This window comes from Marinobacter salsuginis (assembly GCF_009617755.1).
Classification (GTDB): domain Bacteria; phylum Pseudomonadota; class Gammaproteobacteria; order Pseudomonadales; family Oleiphilaceae; genus Marinobacter; species Marinobacter salsuginis.
Window position 1 is genome coordinate 19,128 of sequence record NZ_BGZH01000006.1, and the last position, 25,134, is coordinate 44,261.

The window sequence follows — 25,134 nt, forward strand, 5'->3', positions numbered from 1 at the left end:
TCGCGATTTCAAATTGAGTTTGACACGCTGGAGAGTGGAATGACTCTGGCGCTTCGCGTAACCCTCTCCAGAAAGGGTAATATCTTCTGAACCTGTGTCTTAAGGAGTAGTAAGCTTGGATGCGATCGCAACCTCTTCCGCTGTAAGCAGTTTTCTCGAACGCTGGAAAGGCAACTCGGGGAGTGAACGCTCAAACTTCCAATCGTTTATGCGCGATCTTTGCACGCTCCTAGATCTTCCACTCCCTGACCCGGGGGAGGGCGACACCAGTCAGAACTCCTACGTTTTTGAGCGGTTTATCGCCTCTCCGCGAGTCGACGGCAACACTGAAAGCAGATACATCGATTTGTACCGTCGAGATTGTTTCGTATTGGAAGGGAAGCAGACAGGCAAACAACTAGCCTCTCGCAGCCACCAGAATGCCATCAACGCTGCGGTAGCCCAGGCCGAACGATACATCAGGGGGCTGCCCTTCGAGGAAGTGGAGCATGGCCGTCCTCCATTCATCGTTATTGTCGACGTCGGAAATGCCATCTACACCTATTCGGAGTTCACCCGGACGGGCGGAAACTATGTGCCATTTCCAGACCCCAGACATTTTGAGATCCGTCTGGACGACCTGCACAAACCAGAGATCCAACATCGTCTTCGCCAGCTCTGGCTCGATCCCGACAAGCTTGACCCAAGCAAACACGCAGCCAAGGTCACTCGGGAAGTCAGTACCAAACTAGCAGAGTTGGCAAGATCCCTGGAGCGCAGCGGGTATGACGTTGAAAGGGTGGCCAGCTTCCTCAAACGATGTCTGTTCACGATGTTCGCAGAGGATGTCGAGCTACTGCCGAGAGAATCGTTTCAGAACTTGCTCGTAGACATTAAAGACCGGAATCCGGAGGCATTCCCCCATGCGGTTAAAGCCCTGTGGGATACCATGAATGCCGGCGGCTACAGCGAACGTCTAATGCAGACCGTAAAACGCTTCAACGGTGGTCTGTTCAAAAACATCGATCCCATTCCGCTGAACGCCAGCCAGATCCAGCTACTCATTGACGCATCGAGAGCGGACTGGCGCTTTGTGGAACCAGCCATTTTTGGGACGCTGCTGGAACGAGCCCTAGATCCCCGAGAGCGCCACAAACTCGGCGCCCATTACACGCCCAGAGCCTATGTTGAGCGTCTGGTAATGCCGACCTTGATTGAACCGCTTCGCGAGCAGTGGGGTGACATTCGAGGAGCTGCGGAAACACTTTTGCGTCAGGGGAAAGACGCTAAGGCGCTACAGCAGGTCCAGGCCTTCCATTATCAACTTTGCCAAACCCATGTCTTAGATCCTGCCTGCGGCAGCGCCAACTTTCTCTACGTTGCCCTGGAGCACATGAAGAGACTCGAAGGCGAGGTCCTGGGCTTTATTTCCGAGCTAACACAAGGGCAGGGTGTCTTGGAGAGCGAGGGGCTGACCGTCGATCCCCACCAATTCCTCGGATTGGAGCTAAATCCCCGGGCGGCCCAGATCGCTGAACTCGTGCTTTGGATTGGCTACCTGCAATGGCACTACCGGCTGAATGACCGCCTGGATCTCCCCGAGCCAATTCTGAAGGACTTTAAAAACATTGAGTGCCGGGACGCTCTGATCGAGTATGACAGCCGGGAACCGGAGCTGGATGATAACGGGCGACCAGTAACCATCTGGGATGGTATTAGCATGAAGGTCAGCCCAACGACGGGTGAGCTTATTCCCGATGAAACAGGCCGCGCCACTGTGTACCGGTACCACAATCCACGCCGAGCCGAGTGGCCGAAGGCTGACTATATCATCGGCAACCCGCCGTTCATTGGCGCTTCAACGATGCGACGCTCTTTAGGTGATGGATACGTTGACGCTGTGCGCCAGGTCTTCAAAGGCGTGGTTCCGGATTCAGCCGACTTTGTAATGTACTGGTGGCATACAGCGGCCGAGAACGTAAGAAAGGGTAACGCTCAACGATTTGGGTTCATTACCACCAACAGTTTGAAGCAGACCTTTAACCGACGCGTATTAGAGCCGCACTTAAATGATTCAAAGATGCCATTATCGCTGGCTTTTGCGGTGCCGGATCATCCATGGGTAGATGGGAATGATGGTGCTGCCGTTCGGATTGCAATGACGGTTGGCGTTCAAGGAACACAACCAGGTTCCTTGAATCGAATTGTTAGTGAGATGAAATCTGAGAGTGAAACACGAAAAGTAGATATAGCGTCAGTTACCGGAAAGATCTTCTCAGATCTCACAATTGGCGCTGATGTGGCTTCAGCGCTACCACTAACTGCAAATTTAGGATTAACATTCCCCGGAATTGAGCCACACGGGAAAGCTTTTGTAGTTTCCCCCGATGAAGCTCGAGAGTTAGGCCTTGGAAAACGTTCTGGATTGGAAAGCCATATTCGCCCCTATCTGAATGGTAGAGATCTAACTGGTAAGCCTCGAAATGCTCTAGTGATCGACTTATTTGGTTTAGAAATCGATGACGTAAAGTTGCGATTTCCAGAAGTCTATCAATGGGTAAAGGAAAGAATAAAACCGGAACGCGATCACAACCCTCGACCTAGTCGCCGTGACAAATGGTGGATCTTTGGCGAACCTTGCCCAAAATTTAGGGCCGCTCTTCCGCCGCTGAGCAAATACATTGCAACGGTGAAGACTGCAAAGCACCGAACTTTTCAGTATGTGAGCTCTGACACGCTACCCGACAGCAAACTAATTGCCTGCACTTTAGATCAGCCAGAAATATTGGGGGTTCTCTCCTCCCGGGTTCATACCTGCTGGGCCACTGCTGCAGGAAGTGCGCTTGGAGTCGGCAATGATCCAACGTATGTAAAAACAAAAAGCTTCGAAGCTTTTTCCTTTCCTGCTCTGGACGAAGCAGCAGTGGCTCAAATTGGCAAGCTTGCAACTCGTGTTGATGCGCACCGAAAAGACCAACTAACTGAGCATCCTTCACTGACACTAACAGGCATGTACAACGTGCTGGAAAAACTACGCGCGAGCGAAAAACTCACCGACAAAGAAAAAACCATTCACCAACAGGGCTTAGTTTCCGTACTCCAAGAACTGCATGATGAATTAGACCATGCTGTTTTTCGGGCCTACGGTTGGTCGGACCTGGCCGAAAAGTTGGTAGGTCGCCCAGGCGCCACAACGCCGCTTCCAGATAAGCCGGGTGGCCAAGCGGAAGCAGAAGAAGACCTGTTAATGCGCTTGGTCGACCTTAACAAGCAGCGGGCCGAGGAAGAATCACGAGGCATCATTCGTTGGCTCCGTCCAGAGTACCAAGCTCCCGATGCCGTTCAAACGGCAGTAGATATTGCGCCGAAGACAGCCGCAGCCAAAGCGGAAGCCATCACCAGCAAAGGCAAAGCAACATTCCCGAAAGCCATTCCCGATCAGCTTAGAATGCTCCGTGAGGCTTTAGCCGAACGCTCGTACACCACCGAAAGTCTTGCCGAGCTGTTCAAACGGAAACCTGTAAAATCGGTTGAGGAAGGTCTCCAATCTCTGGTGGCTGTTGGTGTAGCAGAGTATGAAACGTCAACTGGCACATGGCACACCGTATAAAGCAGCACCCTGAGTTAGAGGTGAAAGCTGAAGTCAGACCATGCTTATTAACTAAAACAACACACTCGCCACAATATCAAGGTTGGCACACACTAGAGGCTGTTGCCGCGGGTTTTCTGGAATGTCTCCATTGGGGGAGACGTGATAGCTCGTCAGAACGTACTGCGCCATAGCGCGACGCGATCTGACGGTCAAACAACCCCGGTCCATACTGTAATCTGCGCGAACGAGCTGTTGTTCTTGTTCACTAAGCTCCGGGTTCGGTATCAGGAGTAAATCAACCTGTTGATGCCAGTCATGATCAGCTTCTCCCGTGATCGCATCGCCGGCTTTACCCACCAAAGCAATCGACTCGAACCTTCCCAGATGGAAATCTCGGTAGCTCTGAGTTTCTTCATCAAAGGCCCTGCAATGCCATCTCAGGCCAGAATAGGCGAGGGCATGCGGGTGTACCTTTCGGTCCCGGCCGCTCGGATGGTTCCATGAACGGTACCGGACCGCGATGATCTGGCATTCCTTGATCGCCTGAACGATTGTCCGGAACACACTCGGTTCGGGCTCAATGTGGGGCCGTGGACCGCAATCGAGCCAGTTTCCTCCGTTAAAAGATCCACTGTGCTCAGCAGGGAACCGCCGGGCGAAGTCGATATACTCACTGATAATGCCCCGAGTGCACTTCGGCGTAAACGTAGTAGTCGGTTTGAAGATCTTGCAGACCGAGTCGTACCACATTTGTCCCGGATAGGTTTCCCGGTAATCCTGAATGTATCGGGTGACATTTTCACGCCTGACGTTGAACAAGCGCCCGAGCCGTGAGGCGTTGCATCCCCCTTCCCAGTTCAGAAGTACTTCCATTGCCCGGTACCGATCCTGTCTTGAAAACTCCCGGAAATCGCTTTTATTTGCCATGCGCTGTCCCCGGGAAGATAGGAAACCACTGGTGAACTATACCTAGAGCCAGCATCCGCTCCTGCGTAAACCCTCTTTTGCGAGCTCCGAGGTAATCGCAATGAAATGAAAGTTGGCCTGGCATCCCCATCCGGCGCAACTGTTCCCATTGAATGTGCTGATTGGTGAAATCGGTTTGACTACCATTTACATTTTCCAAATCCGATACACGGGGAAGGATAATGGTCTGGGCACCAGACCCGATCGCGATGACAAGTCCAGCAGGGTCGTAATCCATATAGGCTGCCAGGGGGATATCCATCTCCTCAGACATATGTTTTGCCCATGTCTGGCCCATAGGCCGTGTCGGATCGCCTCTATACACGGCAAGAACGCTTTGGCCCTGGAAATCGAGCAATAACCGGTACAGGGAGTTAAAGGCAGGCAGGTTCTCCACAACCAACAGGTGGTCGCACTCGATGGTGCGGACGAATTCGGTCACCAGTGAAACATGAGAACCCTCTAGCTCGGGGAGGGTGGTACTGTTTACCCTCACAGTGGGCCCAATGGCACTGACTAGGACCCGCTCCCGATTATCGGTAGACGCGGACAGCTTCTCATCGGTAGCGACCTCGGCCGTCTCCAACCGGTCACCTTCAAAAGCGGACCATGGGGTGGTCCAATCAATCGACTGGTGAGAGAGCCAGCCTTTCAAGTCCTGCTTTTGCTGCCGGGAAATCGAATAAGCCTTACCGTTAACGAAACCCAGGCCTCGAGCCGCGAGGCTTTCCAGTGTCTTGTTTCGCGTGAATGTCGTTTCCGGGGATTGAGCAACCTTCAGCGCCTGTTTGATTTCACGGCGTGTCGGTTTCATGAGAAAACCTCAGGGCTTGGAGCCTCGTGCACCTTCTTTTTCACATCTTCAAGGGAAATGCCGACCGGGTACACATACAGGTCAACTAGATCACAAGAACCAGCCAGTGGGTGAGCGGAGGTCGCATGGGTGTATAGGCCTACAAAATGAGAGGTATCCTGGCCGCCGGGCAATACCGGATCGCCATCCATATACAGTGCAATCGCATAAAGCCATTCACTTTCGTCCAGATCGGCAATCTCGTTGTCTCGCCCTTCAGAGTTCCAGAATTCAAGTGCGGAAATAGGCGCGTTGTTCTCAATGCACTGTGCCAGCATCCGTTTAACCATCTTGTCGAGCGGGGACACTTCAGCAACATGCTCTGCCTGAGTTTTCTCACGCAGCGTAGAATCTTCTCGCGTCACCTTCGGGGCTTCGTACTTAAGCGTTTCGCTGAGCCGTCCAACCAGCTCAGTGCAGGCTTCCTCTACCCCGACATCGTTGAGGTTGGGTATGGCCACCGCCGGCAAGGGATTGATGGTCCTGAAATACGGGTGCTTATCCAGCGCATCCTGTGTCCTCAAGGCTTCGAATCCCGGATTGTGCCGCATATGATCGGCAACCGCTCGGATCTTCCGAGCTCGTGCCTCAAGCTCTCGCACCTTGAACAGGTTGTCCCGGATGGTGTTCTGAGTCCGGCGTATCCGGTCCACCACTTCCATACACCGGATATCGAGATTAGCGATAAACCCACTTATCTCCGGATCCAGCGAGAACGGCTCGTCATTGAGGCTTGAACGCATCTGGTTGTAGCTTTCCACCAGGTTCGCAAGCTGCCGGCTGTAAAGTTCATTTTCACGGCGCCGAATATCCGGATTGCTCCGGATCCCGTAACTGCTGGTGACCCGGTTGAAGATAGTCGTACTGCTGTCATCCAGAATGTCGTAAATGGACAACAGGTGCTGTTCTACCTCGTCCCGAGCAGCCAGCATTTCATCGAACATGCCCTGATACTTCACATCCTGGAGCTGACGCATAGCCAGTTCCGCTGCCTGCAGTTCTGAATTGAGGTCAGTATTGATCGCCGCTATCCGATCTTTGCGTAGCGCCGCATCAAACACCTTCTGCAGTTTCTGATTCAGCCGTATGCCTGAGGACCCTTCCTTGCGCAGGAGGTGAGTTTTCATCAGGGGTTCTATCTGACTTAGCGCTTTGTCGTCCAGATCCACGCCAGAGCGCTCATACGCATCTACAACCAGTTCCCGGGCATTGTAAAGCTGCTGAATAAGATCGAGCAGTGGATGATGGCCGTTCGGTCCCCTCATGCCAGTTGCCCTTGCCGACCACTTGCAGTATCCACCTCCGGCTCTGGAAGGTGTTCGTTATCCTGGATGAAAATGATCAGGTCCTGAACCAGTTCAATTCGGGAGGTTACCTGATAGATCGAGTGCTTGGCGTTGGCCTCGACCAGCAAACCTTCTTTGATCAGTTGTGAGAACAGGCCTTCCAGCTGTTCCTTGTAAGCCGTGTACTTCCTGGAAGAAGGCAGGTTGCTCAGTTGGGTTTGCAGACTCGGGCTTTGGCTGACCTGGCTGAGCAGATCGTGAAAGCGCAGCTCTTCTCCTGGCAGCAGGGAGGACTCCGGATGCAGCGCGTTCATCAGCATTTCCAGCGTCTGAACGTAAAAGCGCAGGTTCTTCATCAATTTGGTGAAAGTCTCGCGGGCCACGGCTTTCACGGTGTTGTCGAAGCCTTGGTATACCAGATACCGACCGTTTCGAGAGCTAGTTTCAGCCAGCTCCATTCCCAGTTCGCTGCTCCATCGGTTAACCCGGTTCTGAATGTCCTCGCGCTCTATCAACCTCGCCAGCGAAGGCGCTGACCACTGGCAGACAACGTTCCCGGCCAGAAGGCGGGTAAGCAGGGTGCGATAGGTTTCCGAGTTGCCAACGCTCTCGTTGGCCGGGGTGACTTGATCGACCATCAGACTTCTCCCTGGCTGATATCTTTGAACGGGTTGTTCGCTGCGGTGGTGCCGGGCTCGGGCATGCGCCAGCGGACAAAGCGTTTTCCGCCATCACAACGCTCCATCCGGTAAACCTGATTGAACATACCCAGCTGACGATCGCCCATGTCCGGACACGCGGTTATCAGACTAATGTGGTGTTCAGCAAGCAGTGCCAGCAGCGTCCGTTTATTGTCGTTGTCGAAGGCACTCAGCTCATCCAGGGACCAAGTGAGGTGAACAGGCTGGCCCTTGCGCAGCATGTTGACGAAGCCAAGGAAGAGCACAATCATGACGATGTACGAGAGTCCATTGGAAGACAGGCCTTCATCTCCAGAAAGATCTTTCGAGCTAGAACCGGTCTTTGGTTTGCCATTTTCGATGATGAAGAATCGGAACCGGATCAATCGCCAAAGCTCTTTAACGGTCACGTTCGCCCGAGACTCTTCAAAGGTGTCTAGGTAGTTCCGCAGACTCAGAATCAGGTCTTCATCCGGCAGGCTGTTCAGGGTAGTGTTTTCTCGCCAGGTTCGAACGCTATCGGCCAGAGATTTAATGTCCTTCCAGTAGTCCAGTTCCTCAAGCTCAAAGGTAACCGTTGGCTCCACCCGCTCAATCGCTTTGAAGTTCAGGTTTTGCTCTATGCTGCTCGAAAGCTCCTTGTTGAAGCGTTTGATGCGTTTATCGAAGCCCTCCATGGCGCGACGGTAGATATCGATCTGGTCTAGATTACTGAATCCAGAGGCCAGCGTGTCCCGCACCAGGTCATGCTTCCCGCCCCGGAAGTATTCAAGAATCGCCCGGGCCCGGATAATGACCTGGGCCGCTGTGCCGTCCCAATCCAGCTCGGCCTCCTGCCAATACTGGGTGCTTGGCGTCCCGGTGAACCGCTCAAAGATAGTCGCGAACCGGGTACCCACCTTCTTGAGCTCGTTGATTTTGCTGCTTTCCCGCTGGAGCAGCATCTGGTACTCATGGGTTAGACTGTTGGCGTTCATTTCCCGGAACAGAGCAAGACTTTCATTGTGCTCTGAAACGAGCAGTTCCCGGTCTTCGGCCGTTTGCAGAATGCTAACCTGCAGGGTTGTCATATCTGTGTTGGCCTGGGTCTTGGCCTTGTTATTCTTCTCTATGCGCCCCTCAAGCTCCCTGCGCCGTGCGTTCCAGTTTCTGACCGCCTCGGCTCGCTCATCCCGGAGAAAACTCAGCTCCTTGTCCAGGGAGGAAACATCTTCTTTCAGGCCCGACAGTAGCGCGTATTCTTCCTCCATGAATCGCTTGTAGCTTTTCACGAGGATTTCTTTGGCGCGTATCGTTTCGATCTCTTCGGCCAGTTGCTTTACCGAACGGCTTAGCCTTTCCATCTCTTCTGGGTCGATGTCATGTCCAGCAAGGGCCTGATCCAATTGCTCCTGAAGGCGCTTAATGTCGGCATCCCGGGTATCTCTGGTCTGGGTCTTACTGGCCTCAATTTCTGCCAGGGCGTCTTTATAAGCCGTATCGAAAGCCTCAATCTCTTCTTCATGACGGGCCTCCAGTTGCTCGGCTTCCGAATCCTGAGAACTTTCAAGCGCCTCCATCTGCTTGTCCAGCTGACCCTTTTCAGCGACAAGCTTGCTCAGCTCACGCTCGGTTTCGGCCTTGTTATTCAGCTCGGATTGCGCTTTCTTCTGCCGGATAGTCGACAACGTGTCCTTTGCGCTCTCGAGTTCGGTATGGGCACGTTGAAAGGCGGCTTTCTTTTTGTTCAGATGTTCCTTGGCGTCGTTCCGATCGTTATTGGCCCGTGCCAGGGCCTTCTCGGCAGCCGCTTCCTCAGATTCGGCCTTGCCTAAATCCTCGGCAGCTTCTTCCATCTGGGAGCGTAGGGCAGCCGGAGTGAGTTCCTGCTCAGGGAGCCTCGAAAAATCAATGGACACACCACACAGGCTCTGACTGTCCGGGTAGTCCCGGTCCAAAGAAGGTGACAGGTTCTCATTGCGCAAAATTTCAGGCTCAAGAACGCGGCCCAAGGTGTTCTGCCATCCGGGCTTGTTTTTATTGAGGAAGTAGATCAGCGAAGATTCTTTGCCGTTGACGAGACTCAGAGCATTGGCATGTGCTTCTTCAAGCTTTTCGCACCACTCCCGGGCGTCGGTGAACCGTTGGTCCGCTGCCCGGTAATAATTGTCCGCTGTCTCGAATCGCTGACTCGCATTTAAGTTGTCGGTCTGAGCCGTGTCGAATGCTTCCTGAGCCTTGTCTCTGGCCGACTCGGCAATCGTGAACTGACGAACCAGTTCCTCTGACGCCTGTGGGTTATCTCGGCGCTCCTCAAGTCGACTGATCTTGCTGGTCAGGTCAGATAGACTTCCCTGCAGGGTGCTGGCTGACTGCTGCTGTTTCTTCGCCTGTTCGCGGATTTCACGGCTCTGGCGATCCGAAATGACTTTGCGCTCGCTCTGATGCTGACCAGTCAGTTCCTTGTAGCGGCCTTCCAGTCGGTCGAGTTCCTGCTGGGCCCGCTCCCGAGTAGTACTGATTTCCGCCTCAATAGGCCGGCGTACCTCTTCCGACTTATCAGCGAGGATCTTCAGTTGGTTGGCGTAACTCTCATGACGGCCGACCAGTTCCCAGATACCGGCAAGCTTTTGCTCCCATTTGGGTAGTTCCTGTTCATCGTAGGAGGTCTTGTTGCGCTGGATGTTGTCGATTCGCGTGGCTATGGGGCCGCGTTGCTCTTCATGGGCTTTCTTCTGCTTATCAAGCTCCTCGAGGGCCTTGGAGTGAGCCTTGTCTTCATCAGATAGTTTCTGGCCAATCTCCTGGTTCTCTTCGTCGTAGGCGCGAACCTGGAGCTCCAGCGCCGTCTGACGATCACGGGAGGCCACCACCACGGCGGATAGTTTTGTGTTCGTGAGGGTGTAATCATCAAGCAAAATGCTGAGCTGGTCGCTTTCCGGGCGAGCCTTCTCCAGTGCCTGATAAGCGTCGTACTGGGTGAGAGTAGCAGTCAGGTGATCCCGGTGGACTGAAAAATTCTCCAGAATCTGCCGGGCATCATCATCCAGCTTGTCCATGGCATACTCTTGAATAACCTTGGACAGATCCGCGAACTGAACCGAACGTTTGAACATGCCGGTAAACAGGGGCGTCAGCTTGGACATCCGGCCATTCCTGGGGCAAAGACTGAAGTGATACGCCTTTGATACCGTCCCATCGAGCAGGATTTGCCTATACTGCTGCGTCGTATCCACACTCATGTGACCAATGCCTTCGGCATTCAGGCGAGACAGCAAGGTGTGGGCAGGGTAGATCTCTTCATTTGAGACATCTATAAAAAGGTCTTCCCGGTATGGGGAGTCAATAAAGACGTGCCGGTGCCTGGCCTCATTTCGCCGGTTACAGAATACCGCCATCTTGGGCTGCCCATGACTCAGATACTCAAACACCAGATAGGATCCGTTCCGCTTCAGGTAGAAAGAGTTGAAACTCTCATTCCCGTTGGCGCTCTCAACCGTAAGGCGCCGGGGACTTTCCCCGTAAAAGATCGGAATCAGTTTCAAGAAGCTGGTTTTACCAATGCCGTTAGCACCACTGATGTTGGTGTGACCAGAAACATCAAGCTCTGAGGCTCTGCCTTCAACATAGCTGTCAATAAGGACGATTTTCCTTAGTCCGAACTCCATCACGCTGCCCCAATTTTTTCGTTTGAAGTTAAAGAGCTCTGATCACAAACTCCACCTCACTATATACATGTGACGAAACGTCTCATATGTGTTTTTTTATACAGTATTATAAAGTCTATTTGCGGATTATGAAGCGCTTGCTATATGATAGGTTGCTACGCATAATAAACATTATGTTAAACCAGGTGCGGTGTTCATTTTAGTTCACCAGATTTTCTCGGTTTTGTCTCCAGCCCTTTGTTGTGGCCTTTTGTCTCAAAACAGCCAAAATCCGGTGCCCTTTTCTTACGCGCGGTTTTAAAGTTCGTTCATGACACCCAGAGCGCGTGGAAATGGATGCCACGGACCGGTTTCATCTCACAAGATTTTCTTACCACAATCATCTGACAGCAGTCGTTCTAGATCGCGACACGGAGCTGCCCGCTCTGTTGCTTCTGATTTATCTGCAGTCCTGGGGTTTGTCTCGAGCCATCAATACAGTTCAACAGTACATGGTGTCGATTTGCCAGTGGTACAACTATTGGCAAACCAAACACAATGGTTCTTTTGACGAAATGGTGTTTGAGCGTGACACCCACGGAGCGCTACTACTAGCTCCACTCAATGCATTAGATGCGGCTATCGTTGATTACAACGGTTTCAGCGGGTATCTCAATTCCGGCCAGCGGCATGCAGAAGTTGGAACAGAAGCCGGACTTCAGTTCGTTATCTCGTCAGCAACGCTCGATGTTCGATTGGGCTCCTTAACCCAGTTTTTCCTCTTTCTTGTAAAACGGTACGTTTCTAGTCGTTACACAGGGCTTATTTTCATGCCGAAGTACGAAACAGACCCTGAGGGCATGGAGGTTGATGTTCGTCAGGCGCTGCGGTAAGACTTCTACGAAGCGGTGACTGATTTCGGCATGTGCTTGAAGGCTGACCTATCAACCCAGAGCTTCTTTGACGACAAGGCCTTCACGAGGCGGATATCCGGCGCTACAAGCAGGATCTGAAATGGTTCTCGGAGTTACGGAAAACGGTTCGGCTGGATGCGAAGGAGACCGTCGATTATTCGGCTTATGAGGGACAAATCCGAGACCTGATCGACCGGCACGTGACCGGTATTGACGTCAAAAAAGGCGATCAGCCGGTGGTCATCGAATCCATCGGCGAAACCAATCGTGATTATTGGTCCTATGACAAAGCCCGGAACGAAACCGACAAAATCGAAACGCGCACCAAAAAGACCATTGAGGAGCGCCTAGGCGATGACCCTTTCGCCCAGAAAGTCTTCTCTGCCCTGCTGAGGCCATCGAGAAAGCAGAGGCCATGTTCGACTACAAAGCCCAGTTCCGCATGTTCAGCGACCTGGAGAAGATGGTCGAAGAGCGGGATGTGCCGGATCTTCCTGTCAGCGCCTTTGATGGAAACAAGCACGCCCAAGCCTACTACGGTGCCTTCAAGCTGGTATTGGGTAAGGAGTTCTATGCTCTGGAGACGGAAAAAGGTGACCAGTTGATTGAGGAGGCGTTCGAGATCGACAGAGTCGTGAATCGTGCTGTAGCCGAAAACTCCCTGAACCCGGTCGGTATCGAACAAGACGTTCGCAAGAACCTCCTGCCCCGCCTGTTCTCCCTGGTGGGCCTCGACAAGGCCAAAGCAGTGCTCGATGAAGTGGTGCAGATTCTACGCATTGGAGTGGTCAAGTGACGACGTCTGTTGAGTCAGTCCAACAGGAGCAGCCAACGGAGCACCGCGCCCGCTACGGCGATCGGGAGTTTCGTTACCACCTCTGCTAACTACCGACATATCAGCGGCGATCCATACAGGTCCACGTTCATCCAAATGGGAAAGTTCAGGTGGATGCCCCTGGGGACTCTCCCCTTTCCGAAATCAAAGCTGCCGTTCAGCGCCGGGCCCGCTGGGTTCTGAAGCACCTGGATGACATCGAGCAGAGCCATCGTGACGTGCTGCCGCGGCAGTGGGTCAGTGGGTCAGTGGGTCAGTGGGTCAGTGGGTCAGTGGGTCAGTGGGTCAGTGGGTCAGTGGAGAAAGTGTGCTGTATCTAGGGCGCCGTTACGTGCTCAAAACGATCCAGGACCCTGAGCAACGCAAAGTAACCTGCCAACTCATCGGTGGAAAGTTGCGGGTGCGAGGCAAGGATCTCATCCCAGAACGTACACATGCGGCCGTACAGCAATGGTATCGGGATCGGGCCTCGGATGTGTTCCAGCGCAGGTTAGATCTTCTAGTAGACTCCCTACCCTGGCTTAAAACGCCGCCTGAGTGGCGCATGGTAGCAATGCAGACACAATGGGGAAGCTGTGCGGCCAGCGGCGCCGTTCTGCTGAACCCGCATCCGGTCAAAGCGCCGACCCGGGCTATTGATTACGTTTTGCTCCACGAGCTTTGCCACCTGGTAGAGCACAATCACAGCCCCCGGTTTTACAACCTGCTGGACCGGTTTATGCCGGATTGGCGTTCGGTTAAGGAGCGGTTGGATGGGCAGGCTGAAGTGATCCTCAGGGGATCAGTAGCCTAAGTCATTTTCTGCCGTTACGTCAGGGTCTTGGCGGCTCACGACGATTTAGCTTTTTCGACTCTCCGGCGCTCATTCGCTTTCTTTAAGTCGCTGTTCGGGGGCCCCGGCTGTTCACAATCGGCGATGAACGCGTCGAAAGATTCACTGTCCAGGGTGATGGTTTCGGCAGACTCCAGAATTCGCGAGGCTCTCTCCAACGTTACTTGCAGGACAAATTCGGACAATGATTCAAAGCCAGCCATTGCAGAGGCTCGTCGAAGGAGTTGCGCGTTTTTAGGGGACAATTTTAATGACAGTTCGGTGTCTCTCGGTGGCATGAATCATCCTCCGGTCGAAATATCCTCATAGCTAAACACACCGCACGTGGCAGCGGTACCTATCTTTCGCAATCCTGTTAAAAAGCAACCAAATAGCGGTCGAGCAACATCGTCGTAATGATGAACGGAAAACCGCAGATGTCGGGAATAATCACGCTCTCAGTGCGCACACAATCGCCACATTAATTGATCGGCCCCGGTTTAAGTGAATGCCAGCGGCAACCAGATGACGGTTATATCGCACGACTAATTCAGCCGAACCAGCGTTTGAGCCACTGCCAGATTTTTTGCACGACTGTTACAGGTGCATTATTGATGCCTCTGTTAAAGTAGCTTCTTCTCCTTAACTGTTCAGACTTTCGACCTTCCTCAATCTCGGCGCGAGTCCACTCTCTGGCCCAGATAATGTTGCCATTGGCTATCCAGTAATGGGACTTACAGCGTAGCTGCCAATTACCGATTGAAGGTTTCAGAGATGGCCCTTTCTCAGTATTAGAAAGCCGCCATTCAGTGGGAGTTAAAGGCGTTCTTACCTTCTCACCGCATCCGCACGCGCACAGATGCGCTGCCGTGTTGAATTCCTGCGATACGTATAACACTCCATTCTGTAGGACTTTGGGCATGTAATGCACAAATTCAGTCTTCATTTTCATTGAATGCATTTTCCCTCACCATCAAGAACGAACTCACATTGAAACGAGTATCAAAAGTGCGGTTTTCTCCCTCATAAAACCCTTTGATTTGCTTGTATTGCAGTATCGCCATACAAGCGTTCAAAGCGTTTAGCTCACTAATCTGGATGTTTGATTTGTAAAGATTATTGGGATCCTCAGATTCATTTGCGCACTTCTTCTCCCTTACCCTATCAGCGTCTTCGGTAGAAAAGTACGTTGCCCTGAGCATTCCACTGAGATCGCCAGCTGAGCTTCGCTTAACTCCCAACCCAGTGTCGATGAACGGTATCCTCATTCGAATCAAGATATCAAAAATTTCTTTACGCGAATCACCATTGTCGACGCATACGAAGGCAAAGGTGACATTCTCGAGCAAATGGCTTGATTCCTCATCGAGACATTGGTTTTTTAGGGATAGACCGTGGCGAAAATTTTGGTACCGGCGCTCGTAAACCTTAGCTTTTGGAAGGCCTAACTCTTCTTCATCCAGGCGTCCAGGAGAGCGATACGTGTTGTGCACGTGAAAGTAATCGTGATCGAATCCTATTATTTCTTTTACCGGGGTTTTGGATAGGAAGTCCAATAGATAGGCACCTGTTCCACCCAGGCCTATTATTGCAACCACTTCGTTCGAGAGCCTCTCTGAAAGATCTCCTAGATCAGACCGACTGGTAAGCGTATCTCGAAATTTGAACACGGGATCTTCCAAAACCTCTTCTCGTAAGCGAAAAGTGTAGGGGTTGGCGTTGTGCTTATTGATTGCTGGGCCAGAGATCATGCCAACATACGTTTCCAACTTATGAAAATGATCCTTGTATTTTCCAGCCCCTTTGGGCTTTACCGAGAAGGACCGCTGGACGACGACGTCGTTAAATGTTGGGCTGAGATTAATTGTGCAGGCTCCCCCTCCCAGCCCTCGAACCGGGTTTCCGTCCGCAGCGTGCGGCGTATCTCCGGCAAAATAGATTTGGTGGTCGTTTTGTTCGAAGCGAAATTTGTCAAGAAATTTCAACTTGCACACAATCGCGCCTATCCTCAACTGTCCCGTGCTGTCCAAGTAAGGAATATCATGCACGATTAGGTGGTTAGTGGTGTCGACTGATAGCGCGTAACCTTTATCGACCAACTGCTGCAAATCACTATTAAGATTGACCAGTTTCTGAAACATGGAACACCATACCTTCTTTCACTTTTACAGACGCGCCAGGATACAGCGAGCCAGCAGGCTTATTACCCAGGCCCCGCTCATACATAACTGAATAGGTGGTTTGAGATTCAGGGCTGTGACCGGGCACTTCTAGTGCCACCACCTCGTCGTACGAAATCTCACCTTTGGGCCACTCGTGAGGAGTTGCTTCGACAACGATAGTGACCAACTTTTTGTCTGGGTTCATGATCAGAATTCCTCTATTACGATCTTGGATTTTCTATTTCATCTATGCAAATTAGTTGCTAAACTGAAACTCGCAAAACAATAATTTCATATGTCGAATAATGTTGCAACTATAAAACTGGAAAAATTATGCCCAAAGGTCAATTTGATGCTGACGCATTTTTTGAAGCCTTAGATAAAACCCGTAATAACAAGAAGATAACTTGGAGGAAGGTGGCAGAAGAGGCTGGTGTTAGTGCTTCCACTCTCACTCGTATGGCACAAGGAAAGCGGCCTGACGTGGACACGTTGGCGGCACTGGCAGCATGGTCTCAGTTGAAAGTGGACAATTTTATTCAGCGGGATACACATGATTCGAAGCCCGCAGAGAACTCAATAGAGGACGTTGCTGCTCTGTTCAGAGCTGACCCAACCCTATCTTCGGATGCTAAAGTTGCAATAGAGGCGATTGTTCGGACAGCTCACGAAAAGTTGAGAAATCATTAACATGGAACCGTAGTTCATGGCATTAATGCGTGGATTTAAAAGTGAAGCCAATAAGTACGCCAAAGAGATGCGAGAAGAGCTCGGGAGACAACCCCACGAGCCACTCTGCCCGTGGGAATTGGCAACTTTGTTGGAAATCCCAATTCTTCCATTGAGTGAATTCTCTGCTAGCGATCCGCAGGCAGTTTCCGTTTTGTCCAACGGTGCTCAAGATAACTTCTCGGCAGTCTCCGTTTTTGAGGGCAGGAAACGATTGATCGTTCATAACGATGCTCATCATCCCTACCGGCAAGCCGCCAACATTGCCCACGAGTTAAGCCACGCAATTTTGTTACACCCCCCTACTCCTCCATTTACAGGCGATGGGGAGCGCAACTTCAATGCCGAAGTAAGGTCCATGGAGGAGGAGGCAAACTGGCTCGGACCTGCTCTGCTAGTTTCGGAGGAAGCAGCCCTTCAGATTGTACGTAACAAGATGTCCATGAGCGATGCGAGTAAGCTCTACTCGGCCAGCGAACAACTGATCACGATGAGAATAAACGTCACCGGCGCCCGCAAGCGGACGAGCCGCTTCAGAAGACCAAAATAAAAGGCAGTTAGACACTTCGTTTAAAAGGGCGATCTTAGCAACCCAGAGGTGCCCGAATTCATCAAACTACTGCGGTCAGCGTCCGCTAGGTCGATTTCGGTTCGATATCTTCTCCCAGGGTCTTCGGCCCGTTTATTTGATCGCTAATTTCCTTGAGCTTCTGCATCATGTCAGCAAATGACCATGGGAGATCACCGGGAAACATAACACCCATTTTCTCCCAATCCGCTTCCAGCGCTTCGGCGATCTCTCCTTCGGGTACAATCTTGATGGAGCCCGGCACCGCTTCATTCCATTTTGCCGCCGCTCGTTTGAAGTATTTCTGTTTGTGGTCCACGACCTTGGCTAGCAATTCCTGGTTATCAATGAAGCCGGGGTTTTGCTCATGAATCGCGATAACGTCATAGATATGCCGCGACTGACGTTCACCCAGACCTGCCACTCCCCGGTGATTGATTTCATGAAGGGCGGTGAGTTTTTCAAAGAACGTGCGATCACATCCCAACACATCGACGATGCAACTGTCATCGTGCTGAACTCTCAGACCTTCCAGCACCATTGGAGTTACCGTGTGGGTATCTGACGGCTCCAGCCCGGCTTTCCCACCACATTCAAGCAGCACCCTCGGCCTTATGTATCCGCCAACTGGCGCCTGGAAAAGCTGAGGGTAGAAAATCTCGATGTCCAGACCGTTCGGCGCCACTTTAACGGTGAACTCAGAGTGGATTTGCTTCAGTTCATCAACCAAGAAGGGAGCCAAAACGTTGGATACGGTATCGGCAGCCGCCGAATTCAGCTTCTCGACTCTCTTTTTTCGAGGAGTGTTCTTTTCCCCACCCTCAGGCTCGGGGTGCCCAAGGAATTTCATGTCAAGCGAAAGGTCGATGTCTTCAGACATGCGGTCGATGCAGTGAAAGACCTTGCTGAGCGTAGTACCACCTTTAAACATGAACGGGGTGGAACTCTTGCCGGTATGCTTTGGCTTAAGTTTCTCGAACAAAAGCTTCAAGACCAGAGTCACATAATAGTCTTTCTCCAATACATAGCTGGGCAATCCCGTTCTCGATGCACCCGCCGCGAACAGGTCCTTCTTCTCGGCCTCGGCCAGTGTAAACAGGTACGGTTTATCCATTGGCTTACTCCAGAATCGGTTGCGCCCACTTCAGCTTGCCCTCAAGCGCTGAGATTAGTTTTTTTTGACCCTTCTCTGACAGCGAGAGATAAACCTTCTTGAATACATTTCCCTCCCGCTCTGCATGCTCCTTGCCGGCATACTCAAGTGCTACCCACAAGCGTGCGGCCGTTTCCTTTTCATCCTTTGACAGTCCTCTCAGATGTTTCACCGCGTGTTCAAAGGCCTGGCTGTACTTGAACTCTATCTGGGCCTTTCCCAGCTTGATCGGCTGGATACGTTTCGTCGAGATAAATACAGGCTTCATTGGCATTTGGGTCGATGCCCCGAATTCATTTAGGGCCTTGGCGCCTGAAGGCACGACAAAAGCTTTCCGTTCCTTTGCGAGAACAGAAACAATCTTCTCCGGAGTAGCAAAGGCAGGCCCGAACCGGGTCGGCTTGGGCCGTTGCCACAGGCCTCGTTCGAGGGGTGCAATAAGCTCCGCCTCCTTCAATTTCTTCAAGCTCTGAGAAATGAGGGGACCATGGCCTCCGAAGCGCTTCACTAGCTGCTTATGCGTAAAAACGCCCCCGTAAGGCTGTCTCTTTACATACTCCGCAATTTTTTCGCTAATGGTCATCAGCTTAACTCTCTAAAAATACTCGAATAACTAGCCAAATCACTAAACAGATTGTATACCATGCTGACGAATTTTTCACCAACCATCAGCGAGTGCAGAAAAGCTACGGATTTGAGGAACTACGAATGTTCGTTTTTTGTTTGAAAGCAGACAACAGCAAACAGCGCTCAGTCGGGCGAATAAGTTCATGAAAAGCACGAATTTCACGTTGTATGAAGTAACTTGCGTACCAGATCAAGGCGCCGACCGGGTAGGCCATTGTGTCAGCTGCATTTATTGGAGGCTGGCTAGTTCGATGAACAACAACACCGCGCATAAGTTAAACGTCACGCACCGTATCTTTTAGTTCATGAGTTTTTGTTGGATTGGTCTTTAGCTCAGTAACTATGAAGTTTCCTGCGAATATCGCCGAGACTCGACTTTTTTACACGCAGTGCAGTAATTGATTTATGGCCCGTCGAGCAACGCGCAGATGTGATCTGCAAGGTGAAGTCTGGTAGCAAAGCGAATATTAAGATTTGGGGATAACGTTCGGCTCACGCGCCGGAGTTCCCCCGATACGCATGACACTCCCCAGCCTCTTTTTGGGAATGTCCGCTGTAACGGGGTAGAACCCGTCTGAACCGCCCCGGCTATCGCGGAGGCCCGTTTATTCGAAGACCGAATAGAACTTGCTTCTAAACTTAATGAAGCTAAACTCTTATTCGGCATGCATTTTTTTAATGGCTGACGAGACTATAGAACTATGGCGCCCTTTCAAGGGATCGAAATCCTCGGAACAAGCTTAGAAGAGTCAGCCGCTGAACAATTTGTTTCGTCTAGTTGGTCGTTTTAAGCGTTGAGATGTTGATATGCGTCAATCGATTTTGTCTTGTAGACGAGTTCGATCAAGGCTCTTTTCTATCCAGTTGTCTTCTGGCGTGTTTTGTCTTGCAATCTTCAGTGCGGCTACAGCTGATGATTCGCTTTGGGATATTCCTCTAGAGGAACTCGGCCAAATACGGGTTGTCTCTATTGCTTCAGGTATGGAGACCCCCCTTGATAAGGCTGCGGCGGTCACCTCTGTCATCAGTGCTGACGACATTGCTGCGATTGGAGCAACGGATCTTGATCAGGTGCTCGAGACAGTGCCTGGCCTTCACGTCAACCATTCAGATCAGGGGTTTTCTCCCAAATACGTTTTTCGAGGAATAACCACAAGTAATAATGCTCAGGCGCTCCTGCTTATCAACGGCATTCCCACTACCACAATGATGTATGGAAATCGGGGCAATGCTTGGGGCGGTATGCCGGTTAAGGCAATCGAGCGCATTGAGGTTATCAGGGGGCCTGGTTCTGCGCTCTATGGTGCAGACGCGTACTCCGGTGTCATAAACATTATTACAAAGGGCCCAGGATCGATCGATGGTCAGACAGTTGGTGTGCGACTCGCCAGTAATAAAACCCACGGCGGTTGGCTGGAATCAGGCCAAGAATTGGCCGGACTGGGAGTGAATTTAATATTGGAGTACCAAACTACAGAAGGCTGGGACGACATTATAGAGCGCGACGCACAGACCAAATTTGACGAGACATTTGGTACTTCAGCCTCTTTGGCACCTGGCCCTGTAAACACGGGCGTGGACCAATTGGATGCCCGCTTCGAAATGGGTAAAAACCATTGGACGCTGCGCGCAGGTATTCAAGACCGCGGTAACTTGGGCACTGGCCCGGGCCTAGCCCAAGCTCTGGATCCGGAGGGGCAGTATTCTTCTCGTCGTCTCAATATGGATTACAGTTACCGCTGGCCCAACATCGCGCATGATCTGGACGTCGAGGCTCGGGTGTCATATTTCAATATAACCCAAGAGCCTGAAAACAATATTATCCTTTACCCACCAGGGGCGTTTGACGGTGAGTTCCCAAATGGATTGATTGGTAACCCGGGCTACAAGGAGCATCAGATTCGTATAGATCTGAGTTCAGTTTATCGAGGCTTTCTGAACCACCGGCTTCACACAGGTGTCGGAACGTTTTGGGCAGACCTCTACGAAGTCACCGAACAAAAGAACTTTAACCCGGATTTCAGCCCCAGAGACTCTGTAGTTGACGTCTCCGATGATCCAACCGAGATCTGGATGCCCGAGGCAGACCGCACTAACTATTACATGTTTGTTCAGAATGAGTGGAAATTCGCGCAAAATTGGCAACTCGTAAGTGGTGTTCGTTTTGACGAATATACCGATTTCGGAAGCACCGTTAATCCCCGGGCCGCCTTGATATGGGCTACGACGGACGCTATTACCACAAAGGTTTTATATGGGCGCGCCTTTCGTGCCCCTTCTTTAAACGAGCTTTACGTGTCCAACAATCCTGTCTTCATTGGAAATGACCAACTGGATGCGGAAACTATCGATACCTTTGAAGTTGGCATGTCTCATCAGCTGACTCCACGCGTACTTTACGCTCTTAACCTGTTTTATTACGAGATTGACGATCTCATTACCGCTGTGCCGATTTCCGGGACAATCGCTACTCAATACCGAAACGCAGGTCAGAGAAGTGGGCATGGGGGCGAGTTCGAACTTTCCTTTAACGTTTCGGATGATCTTTCGTTAAAGGTGAATTACGCGTATCAAACAGCCAAAGATGAACGTACGGGACAATCCGTGGGCGAGGCTCCCAATCATCAGGTTTATGGACGCACTGATTGGTCTCTCTCGCCCCGCTGGGCTCTGAGCTCACAAGTGAACTGGGTGGGAGAGCAGAAAAGAACGGAAGCCGATCAGAGAGAACCTGTGCGCGACTCCACAACTGTGGATATGACTCTTCGAACAAAGGGCTTATGGCGCGGGCTGGATCTTTCGCTATCCGTGACAAATATCTTCGATGAAGATGTTAGAGATCCGAGCCCCTTTTCAGAGCCAACCCCTGCCATTCCAAACGACTTCCCGATGCCAGGGCGTCGCTTGGTGGGCGAGCTCCATTACACGTTCTGAAGATGATGATATCCCTAGCTCAATCGTCCCAATTTCGCTTCCCAACACCGTGATAAACAATGCTTTCACACCGAATGGGGAAAAAGCTTCCCTCGGGTCGTTTTTTCGCGTCTTTGTAGCACGGTGCCATGCCAGTTACAAAGCCGGGTGACAGTAGAAGTTGGTACTCTTCGCAACTGAAGCCCATGTCTGCCGCGAGGGCAGCGTGAACAGCAGCAACATTCATTGAATATCCGTGCTCCCTGTTCACATGCTCGTATACCGCAAATGCCATTTTCAAATGGCGCCCCTCAGAAAACCCGTATTCCTTTGCCTTATCCAATGTAAAGGCGATGCGCTCATCCGTTTTCGCGAGTGGACGTCCGTAGCCATATAGAATACGACCCAAAGATTTCTCTCGGTCAGCAAACTCCTCCAGCTTTCCGCCCTCATCGCACCACTGGGCTGCCCTGTAAAAGAAGTCAAGCGCGCGAACTTCCGGCCGGCGACCATAGATGGATGCCTCGGAAATACTTAATCCAGCCATCATTCCGAGTGATGGAGTGGTACGAACCGAACCCGCCAAAGCCGCAACATGGTTTGGCCAGATGGACGGATCCGGGTAGCTGCTACCGACCCAATAACAATTCAGCATGTTAGCGACGTTCTTACCGGGATCTCTACCAAGAATTGCATACAGATACAAATGCAACCATTCGAGGTGATCCAATTCGTGATGTAGATCTTTGCCATGCATGACCACGCGCTCAGTAAGAAAGGCCTTTCCAATACGCGTCACCAAGCGGCTTTCAGTCTCATACAGTCGTTCATGGTTCATTGGCCGCCCTCCTCGGCAGTTTTCTGACAAGGCCCCGGATCATCCTCCAGTTGGATGGCAGGACTGTAGAAGGGAAACTTTTTCCAGCCCATTTCACGTTGCTCCAATGCATGCACGGCCGCCCCGGGTAGCCTGAGCATAAGGTAAAGCATGCTGCCCTGATCCTGATCCAGGCCAAGGTCCACGAAGGTTGCAGCGGCGATAGCAGTGATCGATATGGGGCAACCAAAGAATCCCTCGAGGTTACAACGATGATCTCGGAGCCAGACCAAGGCGCCATCGTCCGGTGCGAATCGGACCAAAAGCTCCAGCGATTGGAGAAGCGTTGTCGGTATCTGGTCACCATTCGGGTCAAAGCCCGGTGGATGCTCGATTGCTGGCCAGATGTCGGCCCTTTCGTCTTCCTGAGGAGCCTGAAGGCGGGCTTTCCAGCGCTCAATATCTTGTTCGCACTCCAGCCATAAGCGCATACAAATTTCAAGCTCCTGAGCGCCACCATAAAGTCCTGAGCCAACCGCAAGTGCGCACATAAGGGCTGAGCTATGATTGGTGCCGGCCACACCACCATTCATGGCGGCACGAATACTGGCCTCTTTGGGACCTTGGTTAGCAAGAACTAGGGCGAGTTTTTCAAGCAATACGGCTTCGTGTGGTTGCGGTCGATTTCCTTTAAACATCAATAACAGGTATTCGAACCAACCTGCTTTTTCTATGACCTGGCTATACACATCGTAGCCGTGACAGTAACAAGCCTTGGCAGCGAATGGATTGGATTCTTCCGGCTCTTCAAACCAGAAATTGGAGTGATACGCATAGTCTGATGACACGTCGATGCCCTACTCTATTTGTGAGTTTAAATCGAACCTGTTAAAACCTTTATCCTGGAGCCAAAAGGGGGCACCTGGTCACCGTCAACTACGACATCAACCAGGCACGGGCCCGGCCGAGCCAAGATCCCGGTTATATCAAGATCTTTTAGCTGTTCCATGGATTCAACCCGGTAGGATTCAACGCCCAGTGCCCGGGCGATCATTGAAAAATCAACGCTTGGCACCTGGGTTGCTACCTGTTCACCGCCACTCAACTTCTGCCCATGGCGGACCATGCCGAGGGAGGCATCATTGAGCACCAACATAAGAATATTCAGGTTTTCCTGAAGAGCTACTGTCAATTCCTGTCCTGACATTAGATAACTACCATCGCCGGTGAAGCAAACCACCGGTTTATTGCGGTTAGCAACGGCCATGCCTACAGAGGTCCCTATGGCCCAGCCCATCGCCGCAAATCCCAACCCAATTTGAAAGTAATTGGTCGCCGGCAATATATTGGTCGGACGGCGAACGTTCCAATAATGAATTCCCCAAAGAAAACTGTTCCCGGTATCCATCAGTATACGAGTATCCTGAGGACAGATTTGACTCATAAAGGTCATCAACGCCTGCCCCTTTATACTTCCGGATCTGTCGACGCAATTGTCTGGGTCATCAAAGCGGGTATTCGCTGGCAAGGACTGATCGCTGAAAATCAGACTTCTTCTAAGTTTCTTTGAGTCGATGCCAAAGGCATTTGCTACCGATTCAAAAAGGGATTGTGGCGCACCCAAAATAACTAATCGAGCCATAGTTGAGCGACTTAGGTGTTCCGGATTTTTTGATACGTGAATGAGTCGATCAGACATTATAGTCGTAGGATCCCAGCCACAGGTCGAGACCTCATCCAACGCAGTACCAATAGCCACCACCAGGTCAGCATTTACCTCCTTAAGCGCGTCGCTGGCGCTATCATGCCCAGCGAAGCCGAAGACCCCGCGGTAAAGCGGATGGAAACTGTCGATCAATCCCTTTCCTCTCGGCGTCGTGACAATAAGCCAGTTTCGGGACTCGGCTATACGTACCAACAGGTCGCTGGCCTCTGCGGCGCCCTCGCCTAGGACCAGCGTTACTTTGCTGGCAGCATCCAGCTCAGTTAACGCAGTCTGGACTGCGTATTCGCTTGGCGCGACATCGTGATTGGTAAAGGCGTTGAATGGTCTATCTATGGCGTTATCAGGAATATTGTGGCGCATCACATCCAGGGGTATTGAAAGGTGGGCTGGCCCCGACTGGTTCCCCATTGCGTGACTTATTGCCTGCAGCAACTTGGTTTCCAGCTGTGCTGGATGCGATACCAGGGTGTTATACCGAGTACACCTGGCAAACATTTCCAGTGTGTGAATCCCAGTACAGGACGTCTCTTGCAGGGAGCCCTGACCAAATCTGTCGAGCCCGGTTTGTGCTGTAATGACCAGCATGGGAATGCCGTCGGCATACGCAGAGGCAACACCGGTGAGAAGATTGGTGGCCCCGGGGCCGGCCGTGGAGCAACATACGCCTATTTTCCCCGTTTCCCTCGCGTAGCCCTCAGCCATAAATGCCGCGCCGGATTCGTGGCGGGCCGTGATGGGTCGTATTCCCCCCCGGCGTTCGCTTCGGGCCAGCGCATCGTAGAAAGGTTCGATGCTTCCTCCTGGAACGCCGAACACGTATTCGACGCCAAGGTGCTCCAGGCAACTTAGTATCAGGTCACCGTTTTCGAACATGAACCATCCTTACTGGGTATTACA

At 51.7% G+C, this 25,134-nt stretch carries 22 protein-coding genes; 8 read left to right on the top strand and 14 right to left on the bottom strand.

Annotated elements, in window-relative coordinates:
• Positions 1 to 115: 115 nt before the first annotated feature.
• Entirely contained in the window at positions 116 to 3,589 is a 3,474-nt protein-coding gene (locus tag GJU83_RS18430; protein WP_153634931.1) for a class I SAM-dependent DNA methyltransferase, read from the top strand.
• Between the two features lie 51 nt (positions 3,590 to 3,640).
• On the opposite strand, the gene GJU83_RS18435 is transcribed toward GJU83_RS18430, so the two are convergent.
• Genes GJU83_RS18435 through GJU83_RS18455 form a run of 5 tightly spaced genes read right to left on the bottom strand, consistent with a single transcriptional unit; the run spans position 3,641 to position 11,003 of the window.
• A complete protein-coding gene (locus GJU83_RS18435) occupies positions 3,641 to 4,498 on the bottom strand; it encodes a WYL domain-containing protein (protein WP_104272339.1) in 858 nt (285 codons plus the stop codon).
• Complete coding sequence (locus GJU83_RS18440) at positions 4,488 to 5,351, bottom strand: DUF7281 domain-containing protein (protein WP_153634932.1); 864 nt, start codon at positions 5,349 to 5,351, stop codon at positions 4,488 to 4,490. The genes GJU83_RS18435 and GJU83_RS18440 overlap by 11 nt, the downstream gene beginning before the upstream one ends.
• On the bottom strand, positions 5,348 to 6,655 hold the full coding sequence (locus tag GJU83_RS18445) for a hypothetical protein (protein ID WP_153634933.1): 1,308 nt from the start codon (positions 6,653 to 6,655) through the stop codon (positions 5,348 to 5,350). The genes GJU83_RS18440 and GJU83_RS18445 overlap by 4 nt, the downstream gene beginning before the upstream one ends.
• On the bottom strand, positions 6,652 to 7,314 hold the full coding sequence (locus GJU83_RS18450; RefSeq protein WP_153634934.1) for a hypothetical protein: 663 nt from the start codon (positions 7,312 to 7,314) through the stop codon (positions 6,652 to 6,654). Before GJU83_RS18450 ends, GJU83_RS18445 begins: the two co-directional genes overlap by 4 nt.
• Entirely contained in the window at positions 7,314 to 11,003 is a 3,690-nt protein-coding gene (locus GJU83_RS18455; protein WP_153634935.1) for an ATP-binding protein, read from the bottom strand. Before GJU83_RS18455 ends, GJU83_RS18450 begins: the two co-directional genes overlap by 1 nt.
• A 332-nt stretch (positions 11,004 to 11,335) precedes the next feature.
• Between GJU83_RS18455 and GJU83_RS18460 the strand changes: the two genes are divergently transcribed.
• The 4 genes from GJU83_RS18460 to GJU83_RS19020 all read left to right on the top strand — a co-directional run bounded on the left by GJU83_RS18460 (position 11,336) and on the right by GJU83_RS19020 (position 13,524).
• Complete coding sequence (locus GJU83_RS18460; RefSeq protein ID WP_153634936.1) at positions 11,336 to 11,875, top strand: hypothetical protein; 540 nt, start codon at positions 11,336 to 11,338, stop codon at positions 11,873 to 11,875.
• Positions 11,876 to 12,311: 436 nt separating this feature from the next.
• Positions 12,312 to 12,692 carry a hypothetical protein gene (locus GJU83_RS18465; protein ID WP_153634937.1) on the top strand — a complete coding sequence of 127 codons (381 nt, stop codon included), beginning with the start codon at positions 12,312 to 12,314 and terminating at the stop codon, positions 12,690 to 12,692.
• Positions 12,693 to 12,841: 149 nt separating this feature from the next.
• A complete protein-coding gene (locus GJU83_RS19140) occupies positions 12,842 to 13,051 on the top strand; it encodes a SprT family zinc-dependent metalloprotease (RefSeq protein ID WP_267313040.1) in 210 nt (69 codons plus the stop codon).
• Positions 13,012 to 13,524, top strand: a complete 513-nt coding sequence (locus GJU83_RS19020) for a M48 family metallopeptidase (protein ID WP_267313041.1) — start codon at positions 13,012 to 13,014, stop codon at positions 13,522 to 13,524. The genes GJU83_RS19140 and GJU83_RS19020 overlap by 40 nt, the downstream gene beginning before the upstream one ends.
• A 35-nt stretch (positions 13,525 to 13,559) precedes the next feature.
• Here the strand turns inward: GJU83_RS19020 and GJU83_RS18475 are convergent, their stop codons facing one another.
• The 4 genes from GJU83_RS18475 to GJU83_RS18485 all read right to left on the bottom strand — a co-directional run bounded on the left by GJU83_RS18475 (position 13,560) and on the right by GJU83_RS18485 (position 15,909).
• Entirely contained in the window at positions 13,560 to 13,841 is a 282-nt protein-coding gene (locus GJU83_RS18475; protein WP_153634938.1) for a type II toxin-antitoxin system TacA family antitoxin, read from the bottom strand.
• A 251-nt stretch (positions 13,842 to 14,092) separates the two neighbouring features.
• Positions 14,093 to 14,503 carry a ubiquitination-like system serine protease family protein gene (locus GJU83_RS19225; protein ID WP_370686090.1) on the bottom strand — a complete coding sequence of 137 codons (411 nt, stop codon included), beginning with the start codon at positions 14,501 to 14,503 and terminating at the stop codon, positions 14,093 to 14,095.
• Positions 14,478 to 15,683: a ThiF family adenylyltransferase gene (locus GJU83_RS18480; protein WP_153634939.1), complete on the bottom strand. Its 1,206-nt coding sequence runs from the start codon at positions 15,681 to 15,683 to the stop codon at positions 14,478 to 14,480. The genes GJU83_RS19225 and GJU83_RS18480 overlap by 26 nt, the downstream gene beginning before the upstream one ends.
• Complete coding sequence (locus GJU83_RS18485) at positions 15,658 to 15,909, bottom strand: multiubiquitin domain-containing protein (RefSeq protein ID WP_153634940.1); 252 nt, start codon at positions 15,907 to 15,909, stop codon at positions 15,658 to 15,660. Before GJU83_RS18485 ends, GJU83_RS18480 begins: the two co-directional genes overlap by 26 nt.
• 128 nt (positions 15,910 to 16,037) lie before the next feature.
• On the opposite strand from GJU83_RS18485, the gene GJU83_RS18490 reads away from it, so the two are divergent.
• Positions 16,038 to 16,394, top strand: coding sequence for a helix-turn-helix domain-containing protein (locus tag GJU83_RS18490; RefSeq protein ID WP_153634941.1), 357 nt, complete (start codon positions 16,038 to 16,040; stop codon positions 16,392 to 16,394).
• 16 nt (positions 16,395 to 16,410) lie between these two features.
• Positions 16,411 to 16,983, top strand: coding sequence for an ImmA/IrrE family metallo-endopeptidase (locus tag GJU83_RS18495; RefSeq protein WP_153634942.1), 573 nt, complete (start codon positions 16,411 to 16,413; stop codon positions 16,981 to 16,983).
• Positions 16,984 to 17,068: 85 nt separating this feature from the next.
• Here the strand turns inward: GJU83_RS18495 and GJU83_RS18500 are convergent, their stop codons facing one another.
• Entirely contained in the window at positions 17,069 to 18,115 is a 1,047-nt protein-coding gene (locus GJU83_RS18500) for a nucleotidyl transferase AbiEii/AbiGii toxin family protein (RefSeq protein ID WP_153634943.1), read from the bottom strand.
• A 4-nt stretch (positions 18,116 to 18,119) separates the two neighbouring features.
• Positions 18,120 to 18,737 carry a DUF6088 family protein gene (locus tag GJU83_RS18505; protein WP_153634944.1) on the bottom strand — a complete coding sequence of 206 codons (618 nt, stop codon included), beginning with the start codon at positions 18,735 to 18,737 and terminating at the stop codon, positions 18,120 to 18,122.
• A gap of 851 nt (positions 18,738 to 19,588) precedes the next feature.
• Between GJU83_RS18505 and GJU83_RS19115 the strand changes: the two genes are divergently transcribed.
• Positions 19,589 to 21,715: a TonB-dependent receptor plug domain-containing protein gene (locus tag GJU83_RS19115; protein ID WP_153634945.1), complete on the top strand. Its 2,127-nt coding sequence runs from the start codon at positions 19,589 to 19,591 to the stop codon at positions 21,713 to 21,715.
• A gap of 19 nt (positions 21,716 to 21,734) precedes the next feature.
• On the opposite strand, the gene GJU83_RS18515 is transcribed toward GJU83_RS19115, so the two are convergent.
• The 3 genes from GJU83_RS18515 to GJU83_RS18525 are packed head-to-tail and all read right to left on the bottom strand — an operon-like array spanning position 21,735 to position 25,110.
• The gene (locus tag GJU83_RS18515) at positions 21,735 to 22,532 is read right to left on the bottom strand and encodes a citrate synthase family protein (RefSeq protein WP_153634946.1); all 798 of its coding nucleotides are present in this window, start codon (positions 22,530 to 22,532) and stop codon (positions 21,735 to 21,737) included.
• The gene (locus GJU83_RS18520; protein WP_153634947.1) at positions 22,529 to 23,359 is read right to left on the bottom strand and encodes a citryl-CoA lyase; all 831 of its coding nucleotides are present in this window, start codon (positions 23,357 to 23,359) and stop codon (positions 22,529 to 22,531) included. The genes GJU83_RS18515 and GJU83_RS18520 overlap by 4 nt, the downstream gene beginning before the upstream one ends.
• A gap of 26 nt (positions 23,360 to 23,385) precedes the next feature.
• Positions 23,386 to 25,110 carry a thiamine pyrophosphate-binding protein gene (locus tag GJU83_RS18525; RefSeq protein WP_153634948.1) on the bottom strand — a complete coding sequence of 575 codons (1,725 nt, stop codon included), beginning with the start codon at positions 25,108 to 25,110 and terminating at the stop codon, positions 23,386 to 23,388.
• Positions 25,111 to 25,134 lie beyond the last annotated feature (24 nt).